Annotated in this window: 11 protein-coding genes; 7 read left to right on the forward strand and 4 right to left on the reverse strand. The window is 65.1% G+C overall.

All coding sequences use genetic code 11. From position 1 onward, the window contains the following. Positions 1-18: 18 nt before the first annotated feature. The 3 genes from AZKH_RS20405 to scpA form a co-directional block, all read right to left on the reverse strand. Entirely contained in the window at positions 19-1,551 is a 1,533-nt protein-coding gene (locus AZKH_RS20405; RefSeq protein WP_015437694.1) for an acyl-CoA carboxylase subunit beta, read from the reverse strand. A 52-nt stretch (positions 1,552-1,603) separates the two neighbouring features. Then, positions 1,604-2,632 carry a methylmalonyl Co-A mutase-associated GTPase MeaB gene (meaB, locus tag AZKH_RS20410; RefSeq protein WP_015437695.1) on the reverse strand — a complete coding sequence of 343 codons (1,029 nt, stop codon included), beginning with the start codon at positions 2,630-2,632 and terminating at the stop codon, positions 1,604-1,606. Positions 2,633-2,728: 96 nt separating this feature from the next. After that, complete coding sequence (scpA, locus tag AZKH_RS20415) at positions 2,729-4,894, reverse strand: methylmalonyl-CoA mutase (protein WP_015437696.1); 2,166 nt, start codon at positions 4,892-4,894, stop codon at positions 2,729-2,731. Positions 4,895-5,226: 332 nt separating this feature from the next. Between scpA and AZKH_RS20420 the strand changes: the two genes are divergently transcribed. Further along, entirely contained in the window at positions 5,227-5,898 is a 672-nt protein-coding gene (locus tag AZKH_RS20420; RefSeq protein ID WP_015437697.1) for a GntR family transcriptional regulator, read from the forward strand. A gap of 2 nt (positions 5,899-5,900) precedes the next feature. Here the strand turns inward: AZKH_RS20420 and fumC are convergent, their stop codons facing one another. Continuing rightward, positions 5,901-7,301, reverse strand: a complete 1,401-nt coding sequence (gene fumC, locus AZKH_RS20425) for a class II fumarate hydratase (protein ID WP_015437698.1) — start codon at positions 7,299-7,301, stop codon at positions 5,901-5,903. A 183-nt stretch (positions 7,302-7,484) separates the two neighbouring features. Here fumC and AZKH_RS20430 point away from each other — a divergent pair, with 183 nt between their 5' ends. The 6 genes from AZKH_RS20430 (at position 7,485) to AZKH_RS20455 (ending at position 13,212) form a co-directional block, all read left to right on the forward strand. Then, positions 7,485-9,188: a sensor histidine kinase gene (locus AZKH_RS20430; protein ID WP_015437699.1), complete on the forward strand. Its 1,704-nt coding sequence runs from the start codon at positions 7,485-7,487 to the stop codon at positions 9,186-9,188. A gap of 13 nt (positions 9,189-9,201) precedes the next feature. Further along, positions 9,202-9,882, forward strand: a complete 681-nt coding sequence (locus AZKH_RS20435) for a response regulator transcription factor (protein ID WP_015437700.1) — start codon at positions 9,202-9,204, stop codon at positions 9,880-9,882. A 137-nt stretch (positions 9,883-10,019) separates the two neighbouring features. Continuing rightward, entirely contained in the window at positions 10,020-11,639 is a 1,620-nt protein-coding gene (locus tag AZKH_RS20440) for a S8 family serine peptidase (RefSeq protein ID WP_015437701.1), read from the forward strand. Between the two features lie 235 nt (positions 11,640-11,874). Then, positions 11,875-12,216, forward strand: coding sequence for an addiction module protein (locus AZKH_RS20445; RefSeq protein WP_015437702.1), 342 nt, complete (start codon positions 11,875-11,877; stop codon positions 12,214-12,216). After that, a complete protein-coding gene (locus AZKH_RS20450) occupies positions 12,213-12,506 on the forward strand; it encodes a type II toxin-antitoxin system RelE/ParE family toxin (protein ID WP_015437703.1) in 294 nt (97 codons plus the stop codon). Before AZKH_RS20445 ends, AZKH_RS20450 begins: the two co-directional genes overlap by 4 nt. Before the next feature lie 319 nt (positions 12,507-12,825). Further along, positions 12,826-13,212 carry a response regulator transcription factor gene (locus tag AZKH_RS20455; RefSeq protein ID WP_041656451.1) on the forward strand — a complete coding sequence of 129 codons (387 nt, stop codon included), beginning with the start codon at positions 12,826-12,828 and terminating at the stop codon, positions 13,210-13,212. Positions 13,213-13,366: the final 154 nt, after the last annotated feature.

Raw genomic sequence — 13,366 nt, forward strand, 5'->3', positions numbered from 1 at the left:
ATGAACCTCTCGCGGCGATTACAGAGGGATGTTGCCGTGCTTGCGCCACGGATTCTCGAGTTCCTTGTTCTTCAGCATCGACAGCGAGCGGCACACGCGCTTGCGCGTCTCGTGCGGCATGATGACGTCGTCGATGAAGCCGCGCGCGCCGGCCACGAACGGGTTCGCGAAACGCGCCTTGTACTCGGCTTCGCGCGTGGCGAGCTTCGCCGGGTCGTCCTTCTCGCCGCGGAAGATGATCTCCACCGCGCCCTTCGGGCCCATCACCGCGATTTCGGCTGACGGCCATGCGAAGTTCACGTCGCCGCGCAGGTGCTTCGACGACATGACGTCGTAGGCGCCGCCGTAGGCCTTGCGGGTGATGATCGTGACCTTCGGCACGGTGCATTCGGCGTAGGCGTAGAGCAGCTTCGCGCCGTGCTTGATGATGCCGCCGTATTCCTGAGTCGTGCCCGGCATGAAGCCCGGGACGTCGACCAGCGTCACGACCGGGATGTTGAACGCGTCGCAGAAGCGCACGAAGCGCGCCGCCTTGATCGAGCTCTTGATGTCGAGGCAGCCCGCGAGCACCAGCGGCTGGTTCGCGACGATACCGACCGGGGCGCCTTCCATGCGCGCGAAGCCGACGATGATGTTCTTGGCGTAGTCCGGCTGGATTTCGAAGAAATCGCCGTCGTCGACCATCTTGACGATGACTTCCTTCATGTCATACGGCTGGTTCGGGTTGGTCGGCACCAGCGTGTCGAGCGACATGTCGAGGCGGTCGGCCGGGTCGATCGCCGGAACGGTCGGGGCCTTCTCGCGGTTGCTCGACGGGATGAAGCCGACGAGGCGGCGGGTCATCATCAGCGCCTCGACGTCGTTCTCGAACGCGAGGTCGGCGACACCCGACTTGGTGTTGTGGGTCACCGCGCCGCCCAACTCCTCGGCCGTCACTTCCTCGTGGGTCACGGTCTTCACGACTTCCGGACCGGTCACGAACATGTAGGACGAATCCTTCACCATGAAGATGAAGTCGGTCATCGCCGGGCTATACACCGCGCCGCCCGCGCAAGGGCCCATGATCAGCGAGATCTGCGGCACGACGCCGGAGGCCATCACGTTGCGCTGGAACACGTCGGCATAGCCGCCGAGCGAATCGACGCCTTCCTGGATCCGCGCGCCGCCCGAGTCGTTGAGCCCGATCACCGGCGCACCGACCTTCATCGCGTGGTCCATCACCTTGCAGATCTTCTCGGCGTGGGTTTCCGACAGCGAGCCGCCGAACACCGTGAAGTCCTGCGAGAACACGAACACGAGGCGCCCGTTGATGGTGCCGTAGCCGATCACCACGCCGTCGCCCGGAGTGTGGTCCGCTTCCATGCCGAACTCGGTGCAGCGGTGCTCCTTGAACATGTCCCACTCTTCGAAGCTGTCCTCGTCGAGGAGCAGTTCGATGCGCTCGCGCGCGGTGAGCTTGCCCTTGGTGTGCTGGGCGTCGATGCGCTTCTGCCCGCCGCCGAGGCGCGCCTTGGCGCGCTTCTCGTCGAGCTGACGAATGATGTCTTGCATTGATGACCTCCTTTACGGTTCTGCCACTCCAGCCGTCGAGCGACCGGACAACTCAGTTCAGATAGCCGAGCAGGCGCAGCGCGGCGGCCGAAGGCGTCGTCGCGCCCTCCTCCACCGCACGGGCGAGCCCGGGCAATTCGTGTTTCACTTGCGGATGGCTGCGGAAACGGCTGCGCAGCCCGGCATCGATCAGGTCCCACATCCACGCGAGCGCCTGGTGGCGCCGCTTGGCCTCGAACTCGCCGGAGCCCTGCATCGCCTTGCGATAGTCCGTGACCGCCGTCCAGAAATCGGCGATGCCCTGCTTCTGCAAAGCGGAGAGCGTCAGCACCGGCACCGTCCAGTTGGGGCTGGCCGGGCGCAGCATGTGCAGCGCGGTCTTCATCTGCGACTTCGCGCGCATCGCCGCACCGGCGTCGATGTCCGCCTTGTTGATGACGATGAGATCGGCGATCTCCATGATGCCTTTCTTGATCGCCTGCAGGTCGTCGCCCGCATTCGGCAACTGCAGCAGGCAGAAGATGTCGCTCATGCCGGCGACAGCGGTTTCAGACTGGCCGACGCCGACCGTCTCGATGATGATCACGTCGAAGCCGGCGGCCTCGCACACCAGCATCGTCTCGCGCGTCTTCTCGGCGACGCCGCCAAGGCTGCCCGCGGACGGGCTCGGGCGGATGAAGGCGGCGGGGTTCTGGCTCAGCAGTTCCATGCGCGTCTTGTCGCCGAGGATCGAGCCGCCGGTCAGCGACGAGGACGGGTCGACCGCCAGCACCGCGACACGCAGGCCCTGCTCGATCAGGTACAGGCCCAGCGCCTCGATGAAGGTCGACTTGCCGACGCCCGGCACGCCGGAGATGCCGACCCGCATCGCGCCGCCGGTCTGCGGCAGCAGCGCTTCGAGCACATGGCGCGCGCGCACCTTGTGGTCCTCGCGCTGCGACTCGATCAGCGTGATCGTCTTCGCGAGCGGACGCAGCTGGCGCGCGAGCACGCCCTCGACCAGCGCGCGGTCGGCGGCATCGAGTTCCGGCACGAAATCGGCCATTGCTTCCGGCAGGTGTTCGGGCTTGTTCATCGGCATCGAGACGTCGGTTGCATCACGTTCGCGGGACCTTCCCGCGGTTCATCGACAAAAAGGGCGACGCGGCCATCCGACCGGTCGCCCCGCAGGCGAGGATCAGCCGTTCGCGCGCGCCGCGCGGATCTGCTTGAGCACTTCGCGCGCAGACGTCTGGATCGCCGTGCCCGGCCCGAAGATGCCCTTTGCCCCGGCAGCATACAACGCATCGTAATCCTGCGCCGGAATCACGCCGCCGACGAACACGACAATGTCCTCCGCGCCGAGCCGCTTCAGCTCATTCACGATCTGCGGCACCAGCGTCTTGTGACCGGCGGCGAGGCTGGAGCAGCCCACCGCATGCACGTCGTTCTCGACCGCGTGGCGCGCCGCCTCTTCCGGGGTCTGGAAGAGCGGCCCGATGTCGATGTCGAAGCCGAGGTCGGCGAAGGCCGAGGCGACGACCTTCGCACCGCGGTCGTGGCCGTCCTGGCCGAGCTTGGCGATCATGATGCGCGGGCGGCGGCCCTCTTCGGCGACGAAGGCTTCGATGTCGGCCTTCAGTTCCTTCCAGTCGGAATCGTTTTCCACGACGGCTCCATACACGCCGGACACGGCTTGCGGGTTGGCACGGTAGCGACCGAAGACCTTCTCCAGCGCGTCCGAGATCTCGCCGACGGTCGCGCGCAGGCGCACCGCCTTCACCGACAGGTCGAGCAGGTTGCCGTCGCCCGTCTCGGCGCACTTCGTCAGCGCGTCGAGCGCGGCCTGCACGGCGGCGTTGTCGCGCGTCGCGCGGATCTTGTTCAGGCGCGCGACCTGCGATTCCCGCACCGCGTGGTTGTCGATGTCGAGGATCTCGATCGGGTCTTCCTTCGCCAGCTTGTACTTGTTCACGCCGACGATGACGTCCTTGCCCGAGTCGATGCGCGCCTGCTTGTCGGCAGCGCATTCCTCGACCTTCATCTTGGCCCAGCCGGACTCGACCGCCTTGGTCATGCCGCCCATCGCCTCGATTTCTTCGATCAGCGCCCAGGCCTTGTCGGCCATGTCCTGGGTCAGCTTCTCCATCATGTAGGAGCCGGCCCACGGATCGACGACGTTACAGATGTGCGTCTCTTCCTGGATGATGATCTGGGTGTTGCGCGCGATGCGCGCCGAGAACTCGGTCGGCAGCGCGATCGCCTCGTCGAGCGCGTTGGTGTGCAGCGACTGCGTGCCGCCGAAGACCGCCGCCATCGCCTCGATCGTCGTACGCACGACGTTGTTGTACGGGTCCTGCTCGGTCAGCGACCAGCCCGAGGTCTGCGAGTGCGTGCGCAGCATCATCGACTTCGCACTCTTCGGGTTGAACTGCTTCATGATCCGCCACCACAGCAGACGCGCCGCGCGCATCTTGGCGATCTCGAGGTAGAAGTTCATCCCGACCGCCCAGAAGAACGAGAGGCGGCCCGCGAAGGTGTCGACGTCCATGCCGCTGTTGATGCCGGTGCGCACGTACTCCATGCCGTCGGCGAGCGTGAACGCGAGCTCGATCGCCTGGTTCGCACCGGCTTCCTGGATGTGGTAGCCCGAGATCGAGATCGAGTTGAACTTCGGCATGTGCTGCGCCGTATACCCGAAGATGTCAGCGATGATCTTCATCGACGGCGTCGGCGGGTAGATATAGGTGTTGCGGACCATGAACTCCTTGAGGATGTCGTTCTGGATGGTCCCGGACAGCTTGTCCTGGCTCACGCCCTGCTCTTCGGCGGCGACGATGTAGCCGGCGAGGATCGGCAGCACGGCGCCGTTCATCGTCATGGACACCGACACCTTGTCGAGCGGAATCTCGTTGAAGAGGATCTTCATGTCCTCCACCGAGTCGATCGCCACGCCGGCCTTGCCGACGTCGCCGACGACGCGGGGATTGTCCGAGTCGTAGCCGCGGTGCGTTGCGAGGTCGAACGCCACCGACACGCCCTGGCCGCCGGCGGCGAGCGCCTTGCGGTAGAAGGCATTCGACGCCTCTGCGGTCGAGAAGCCCGCGTACTGGCGGATCGTCCACGGCTTCACGGCGTACATGGTCGGCTGCGGGCCGCGCAGGAAGGGCTCGAAGCCGGGCAGCGTGTCGGCGTGCTCCAGGTTCGCGACGTCGACCTTCGTATACAGCGGTTTTACCGCGATGCCCTCCGGAGTCACCCAGTTCAGATTCTGGACGTCACCACCCGGTGCGTGCTTGGCAGCAAGCTTGTTCCAGGCATCCATATCCATTTGCGGATACGCCGGCATCTTGGCGTTCGACATGACAAACCCTCTCTGTGAATCCGTTTGGCCGCGGGAAGCGGCATTCGCTTGACCTGATCTCCAGCACCATCGACTGCGACGACGAGACCGCCCGCGGGACTCAAGCCCACGGACGGTCGCCGACGCCCCGGCTTGCGGCGTAGCTCCCTCTCCCTCGATCCGCCGACGCTGCCAGGCAGCGGAGCGGATTCTCCCTTTCTACGCCGTGCACGGGATGTTGACTTGTACTGGCGAGCGAATAATACTTTATCCATAATTATGAATGCAACTGTAACCGCGACGCCTTTTCAACGACAATCGCGGTCGCCCAAATCCTGCGTATCAGATCGCCCATGACTGCATCCCGTATCGCCCCACTCGCCCTGTACCAGGAGGTGGCCGAAAGGCTGCGCCAGCGCATCTTTTCGCATGAATTGCAGGCCGGAACCTGGATCGACGAGCAAGCGCTCGCCGACGATTACGGCATCTCGCGCACCCCGCTGCGCGAGGCGCTGAAGGTGCTCGCCTCCGAAGGCTTGGTCACGCTCAAGCCGCGGCGCGGCTGCTACGTGACCGAGATCTCCGAGCGCGACCTCGACGAGATCTTCAGCGTGATGTCGCTGCTCGAAGGCCAGTGCGCGCAGATCAGCGCGAAGAAGGCCACCGAAGCCGACCTCGACCGCCTGCGCGAGATCCACGCCCAACTCGAAGCGGCTGCGAAGAAGGACGACATCAATGGCTTCTTCGAGGCCAACCAGGCCTTCCACCTCGCGCTGCAGCAGATCGCCGACAACCGCTGGCTGCTCCATTGCATCGAGGACCTGCGCAAGGTGATCCGCCTGTCGCGCCATCATTCGCTCTTCAGCGAAGGACGGCTGGAGCAGTCGCTGCAAGAACATCGCGGCATCCTCGCCGCACTGACCGAGCGCGACGCGGAGGCCGTCGAGTTGCGCATGCGCGAACACATCCTCAGCGGACGTGCGGCGCTCGTACGCATCGCGCAGGCGAAAACCAAGACGGCGTAAAATCACGCCCCCGGCCGCGTCATCGCCTCCGGATCGACCCACAGATCGAACTCCTCCGCCGCGACGTAACCCGACGCTAGCGCCGCCTCGCGCAGCGACAGCCCCTCGCGGTGCGCCTTCTTCGCGATCTCCGCCGCACGGTCATAGCCGATGTGGCGGTTGAGCGCCGTCACGAGCATCAGGTTCTTCGCGAGGTTCGCGCGGATGCGCGGCAGGTTGGGCATCAGCCCGCGCGCGCAATGCGCGTCGAAGGCGTCGCAGGCATCCGCAAGCAGCGCGATGCTCTCCAGCACGTTGTGCGCCATCACCGGCTTATACACATTCAACTGGAAGTTGCCCTGCGTGCCGGCGAAGGCGACCGCGGCGTCGTTGCCGAAGACCTGCACGCACACCATCGTCAGCGCCTCGCACTGCGTCGGATTCACCTTGCCGGGCATGATCGACGAGCCGGGCTCGTTTTCCGGAATCAGCAATTCGCCGATGCCGCAGCGCGGCCCGCTCGCGAGCCAGCGCACGTCGTTCGCCATCTTCATCAGGCCGCCGGCGAGCGTGCGCAATGCGGCCGAAGTCTGCACCAGCGCGTCGTGCGCGGCGAGCGCGAAGAAGCGGTCCGGCGCGCTGCGGAAAGGCAGGCCCGTCAATTTCGCGATCGCCCCGGCGGCGCCATCGCCGAAGCGCGGATGCGCGTTGAGCCCGGTCCCCACCGCCGTGCCGCCGATCGCGAGGTCGTACAGACCGGGCAGCGCGGCACGCACCCCCGCGAGGCCGAATTCGATCTGAGCGACCCAGGCGCCGATTTCCTGCCCGAGCGTGATCGGGGTCGCGTCCTGCAGGTGGGTGCGGCCGGTCTTGACGACGTCCTCGTAGGTTTTCGCCTTGTCGGCGAGTGTGTCGTGCAGGCGCGCGACCGCCGGCAGCAGGCGGTTGGTCAGTTCGCCGACGATCGCGATGTGCATCGCGGTCGGAAAGGTGTCGTTCGACGACTGCCCGCGGTTCACGTGGTCGTTCGGATGCACGGGCCGCTTCGAGCCCATTTCGCCGCCCGCGAGCTCGATCGCGCGGTTGGCGATCACCTCGTTGGCGTTCATATTGGATTGCGTGCCCGAGCCGGTCTGGAAGACGACGAGCGGAAAGTGCTCGTCGAGCGTGCCATCGATGACCTCGTCGGCGGCGCACTCGATCAGGGCGGCGATTTCCGCGGGCAGTTCGCCGAGCTCGGCATTCGCCTGCGCCGCGGCCTTCTTCAGGATACCGAGCGCACGGATCATCGGCCGCCCCCAGCGGAAGCGCTCGGTGCCGATCGGGAAATTCGCCACGGAACGCTCGGTCTGCGCCCCCCAGTAACGATCCGCCGCCACCTGAACAGGTCCCATCGAATCGGTTTCGGTACGCATCTCGCTCATCGCCTTCTCCCGTCATCCCCGGATACACGGCATTTGACGCTTGTGGGCGCCCGGGATTCCACGCACTTCGCCCATGCAGCAAAACGTGATTTTGTCACTTCGTAGCACGTGAAGCATGCCGATAAGATAGCCCGAGATCGGTAGGCGCAAGGCGCGTCAAGACCGAAGGGAGAAAAAACAAAAATGGATCGCGTCAGCACGGCCGCGGAGTCGATGCCCGCTCCAGGCCACACGTTCGCTCACGCAAGCAACAGCCCGGAGCTGCGTCGCGTGCTCGCGAACATTCGCGTGCTGGTCGCGATCGTCGCCGCGACCGAGGCGCTTTCGCTGTCGCCCGAGACGCGGTCCCATATCATGCTTGTCGTTCTGGCCTACGCCGGCTGGGCCGGCTGGCTATGCTGGGCCGAGCTGAACGGTCGGCACGCCTTCCGCTCGTCGCTCACGTCGTGGGTCGACGCGACCTGGATCCTTTTCTTCGGCTGGATCGCCAGCACCCAGAGCAGCCTATTCACACTGCTGCTGCTGTTTCCAGTGCTCTTCGCGTCGCTGAGCTTCGGCTTCGTGTCGGGACTGCTGGTTTCCTTTTATTCGACGATTGCGGCGGGGGCGATGCAGATCATCCACGGCCACCAGGAAGGTATCTCAGCGACCGAGACTCTCCTTCAACCGCTGTCCATCCTCGTTCTGGGGCCGCTGGTCGCAGGCCTTGCGCAGGCCGGCGTGCAGATGAACGAACAGATGAGAATTGCCGACCGCCTGCAAGGCCAGTTGGACCCGCGACTCGGCGTAAAGCGTGTCGGTGAAACGATGCTGTCTTCGCTCGCGCGACACTTCTCGGCCGACCTCGGCCTCTTGCTGATCTGGCTGCCCGGCAGCGATCCGCGCGTGTTCCGGCTCGACCGCAGCGGCAAGACCGTCGAGCTGTCGGGCGAACTGCACGCGAGCGTGCTCGAACTGCTGGTCCGTCTGCCGTCCGACACCGCCAACGTCCATCATCAGGCCCATTTCCTCGGCCGCTACCCGATCCGCTACCACGGCGGCTTTCACGTGGTGGACAAGGCGCCGTCCGGTGCCGCACGCCCCCCTGTCCAAGCGCTGGCCGAATCGCTCGATGCGCGTTCGATGATCTCCGTGCCGATCTGCCGGCGCGGCCCCCATCCCTGCCGGCTCGTGCTCGAATCGGGGCAACGGCATTACCGGCTGCGCGACGCCGAACTGCTGTCGGGCGTGATGGAGCAGCTCGGGCCGATCATCGAGAACGCCGGCCTGCTGGAGCGACTGGCCGACGAAGCCATGGCGACCGAACGCGCACGCATCGGCCGCGATCTGCACGACACCGCGATCCAGCCCTACCTGGGCCTTAAGTACGGAATCGAGGCACTGGTCCGCAAGGCCGCTCCGGACAACCCGCTGCGGAGCGACGTCGTCGCGCTGCAGGAAGTGGCACTCGAGGAACTGCATCATTTGCGCGAGCTCGTCACCGGCATGCGCAGCGGCGCCAAAGGCGTCGACGACGCCCTCGCCCCCGCTCTGCGCCGTCAGGCAAAGCGCTTTTCCGAACTCTTCGGCATCGAGGTCGGTGTGCGCTGCGAAGGCGAACCCGCAGTCAGCCGGAAACTCGCCGCGTCGATCTTCCCGATGGTCAGCGAGGCCCTGACGAACATCCGCCGCCACACGCGGGCCACCCGGGCCGAGATCGTGGTCGGCGAAGACGCGCATCGCTACGTGATCCACATCACGAACATGCATGACCCGCTGTCGCCGCCGCCGTGCTTTATTCCACGCTCGGTCGTGGAACGCGCCGAATCTGTAAGTGGATGTGTAGCAGTCGACGTACAGCCGTCCGGCGTCACTGATCTAATGATTTCCATCCCGAAGATGTCTTGAGGAGCGAACGACCATGGTAGAGACCACTGAACGGCCGATCCGCGTATTCCTCGTCGACGACCATCGCGCCACGCTGTGGGGCCTGGAACGCCTGATCGGCGCGACCGAAAGAATGAACCTCATCGGCAGCGCGACCAGCGTGAGCGAACTGCTCGCGTCGCCCGCCAGCCGTGAAGCCGACGTGATCGTGCTGGACCTCGACCTCGGCGGATGCGACTCCACGGAATCCTTTGCCCAACTGATGAACGATCGCAATGCCAAGGTACTGGTCCTGACCGGCGCCCGCGACCTCGACGCCCATCGGCGCGCCGTGATCGCAGGCGCCCGCGGCGTCGTGCGCAAGGAAGAGCCTGTCGATGTGCTGCTGCGTGCGATCGAGCGCGTCCACGCGGGCGACGTCTGGGTCAACCGGACCCTGATCGGCGACATCATGAACATGCTGACCGGCAGCAAGCCGAAAGCCGCTCCGGATGACGCACACATCGCGAGTCTCACGCCCAAGGAACACGAAGTCATCGCCGCGGTGGTCCGCCACAAGGGCGCCAAGAGCCTCGTCGTCGCGGACGATCTGGGCATCAGCGAACATACGCTGCGCAACCACCTGACGGCCATCTACCACAAGCTCGAGGTCCACGGCCGGCTCGAGCTCTACGTCTACGCGAAGGAACACGGGATCGGGGTGACTGCCGCGTAGGCGGTTTCGCACAAGACCGCGTAGTTCAATTCTCCCTCCCGACAAAGGCGTCTTCGCCCGCGCGCGGGGCGGCAGGCGACTTCTAATGTGATAGGACAAGCGCGTTCCGCACCGCGCGTCACAGGGGAGATAAAGCCATGCGTCATGCCGTCTTTCTGGCGCCGATCGTCGGCGCCTGTCTCATGTCTGGAGCATCGCTCGCCCAGGCCGGCGGACTTCCCCAGGGCGTCGCCGCGCCGCCGCGCTTTGCCCCGGATCAAGTGCTGGTCGCCTTCCGCCCGGGTACGCCCGGTGCCGAGATCGCGCAGACGCACGCAGCGGTCGGCGCACAGATCCTGAAACGCTTCGACCGCATCGGCGCGCAGCTGCTGACCGTTCCATCGGGCAGCGTGGAGGCCGCGATCGCGCTCTACCAGCACAATCCGAACGTCCGCTATGCGGAACCGAACTTCTACCGCACCCTCATCCTGCCGACCGAAGGCAAGGATCCCCCGCCCCCCGTGGGACTGGGCATCGACTACTTCGGCCAGCAATGGGGCCTCAACAACACGGCCCAGCCGCTGTACGACCCGGACACGGGCGGCACCGTAGCGGGAACCTTGAACGCCGACATCGACGCGCCGCAGGCCTGGGACATCTCGCAAGGCAGCGACACGATCCATATCGCGATCCTCGATGCCGGCGTGGAATGCACCCACGTCGACCTCGTCGGCAAATGCGTCGAAATGCAGAACTTCACGATCAGCAGCACGACGACCGATCTCGTCGGCCACGGCACCCACGTCGCCGCCATCGCCGCCGCGAACAGCAACAACGGCAAGGGCACGGCGGGCGTCAGCTGGAACTCGAAGATCGGCGCGCTGAAGGTCTGCCACGAATATCCGTCGGAGTCCTTCCCGCTACTCGGCATGTGCGAGGTGGCCGACTCGGTCGCCGGCATCCTCTATGCCGCCGACCATGGCTACCGCGTCATCAACATGAGCTACGGCAGCGATCCCGATCCCTACTCGCCGTCCCAGGCCGAAGCGGATGCCGTGAAATACGCCTGGAGCAAGGGCCTCGTGCTCGTGGCGGCCGCCGGCAACGACTACGCCCCGACGCGCATCTACCCGGCCGCGTTTCCGGAGGTGATCTCCGTCGCCGCCACCGACCGCCACGACAACCTCGCCTATTTCTCGAGCTTCGGCTCGACCTGGGTCTCGGTCGCGGCGCCCGGTCACAACATCCTGTCGGCCTACCCGAACGCCGCCTGCGGCCTCGCGCCTGACGATCCGGAAGGCTGCTACCAGTGGCTGTCGGGAACCTCGATGGCCTCGCCGCACGTCGCCGGCCTTGCCGCGCTCGTGCTCGCCCGTTACCCCGGCATCACGAACACGCAGGCGCGCAGCTACATCGAAACCAGCGCCAACGCTCAAGGGGCCCTCGGGCAGAACTTCCGCGCCTGGGTGAAATACGGCCGCGTCAACGCTGCCCGCGCCCTCACCGCCGACAATCCCCCGCCGCCGCCCGCCACCATCACGCTCACCGCCAGCGGCTACAAGGTCAAGGGCCTACAGAAAGCAGACCTGAAGTGGAGCGGCGCGACCTCGACCTACGTCGATATCCGGCGCAATAGCGTCGTCATCTCCTCCCCCGGCGAACCCAACGACGGCGCCTACACCGACGCGATCAACAAGAACGGCAGCGGCTCGTATACCTACAAGGTATGCGAAGCAGGGACCTCCAACTGCTCCAACGACGCCGTCGTGGTCTTCTGAAGCCACGCCTCGAACCTACCGGGCGGCACAGCCGCATGTACGGTTAGAGACCGCCCGGTGGCGAGCCGCGCCGTACTCGCCGCCACCCCATTCGCGCGGGTCACCGCGGCTCACCTCCTCACCCGCCACGACCACGCCTCGCGCTTCCAGGCCAAGCGCCGGCTCGTCCGCCTGCTTTACGAACGATACTGGGACAAGGCACCGCATCCTGCGCCCGTTCTCGGTGCTCAACTGGATGATGCAACTGCCGAAGGACCTCGAAGCCGAACTGTGGCAGGATATCGAAGGCATTGGAGGAGCGCGGAAAGCACGATCGGTAACCACGGTCAAATGGGCTGCAGGAGGTCGAAAAGTGACAATTCAGTTTGAAGTCTTGGAGGCGGAAGCGCTCAAGCTTGGTACCGCTGACCGCGCGAGATTGGTGGAGCACCTGATCGCCAGCCTCGACGAAGACACCGAGATTGAAGAGGCGTGGGCCGCTGACGTAGAAAGGCGCATGGAGGCAATCGACACAGGCTCGGCTCAGCTCATGCCCGTCGCCGATGTCATAGCGCAAGCTCGCGCAGCGCTCAAGTGATCGTCCTTATCCACCCTGAGGCGGCTGTGGAGCTCAAAGAGGCCGCGTCGTTCTATGCGGAACGTGCTCACAAGGAATTGGGCCTTGCATTACTCGCCGAATTCGAGCGCGCCATCGGGTTGCTTTCCGACAACCCGGAGCTTGGTGCCATGTGGAGAGGCGTGGCCCGTCGCTTTCCCTTGCGGCGCTTCCCATATAGCGTGATTTATCGCTTCATCGGCGGGTCAATCCAAGTGCTTGCAGTTGCCCATCAGCGGCGGCGCCCGGGGTACTGGAAGAAGCGTCGATAGGCCGCCGACCTTTGGCACCTTCCCCTCCTGTGGGGAAACCCCGCTCTGCTGCCCAAGACTAACGTGTCCGCATGCTGAGCGCCTTTTCTCGAGCGCGTCGACCACGCCGACTCCGAGCAACTCGAAACCTGGGCCGACCGGGTGATCGACGCGGCGAGCCTCAACGAAGTCTTCGCCGAAGACTGACGTCCCGTTCGCGCGCCCCTTCCAGGTAATTTGTCACGGTCGTACCGCGCACTTCTTCCCATAGGCGGAACTACCGGATTGCCGGTATCTTGCAATCACCGCGGCCCGCGCCGCATGCGTGGAGCACGCCGCCGTGCCCTGCGACACCCTCGCCCCTCCAATTGAAGTCCTGCTCGTCGATGATCAGCGTGCGATTCTTGCCGGCGTCACTGCGCTAATCGAAAGTGAGCGACCGTGCATGCGGGTCGCCGGGTGCGCCCGCAGCGGCCCGGAGGCGCTCGAACTTGCGTGCATGCTCCAGCCGCAGGTCATCGTGCTGGATATCGATCTCGGCGGGACAAACGGACTGGATCTGATCCCCCTGTTCAATCGCTGCTGCAGCGCGGCGATCATCGTATTCACCTGCGTCGCCGAACCGGCACTTCGTCGCCGTGCGCAGCAACTCGGCGCTGCCGCCTTCGTGCCTAAGACTGCTAGCGGCGACGACCTAATTGCAGCAATTCGTGCGGCGACCGATTAACCGCAAGTAGTTGCATGACATTTTTCATAGGCAGTCCCATTCAATCAGTTCAATCGCTTTGATTCGGACTCATCTCTTGTTCTCTGCGTCGCTTACCCTAAAGACTTGAGTTTGTATCCGCGGCCGACTCACCCAAAACAGTTGCCCCAGAATC

The organism is Azoarcus sp. KH32C (assembly GCF_000349945.1).
Classification (GTDB): domain Bacteria; phylum Pseudomonadota; class Gammaproteobacteria; order Burkholderiales; family Rhodocyclaceae; genus Aromatoleum.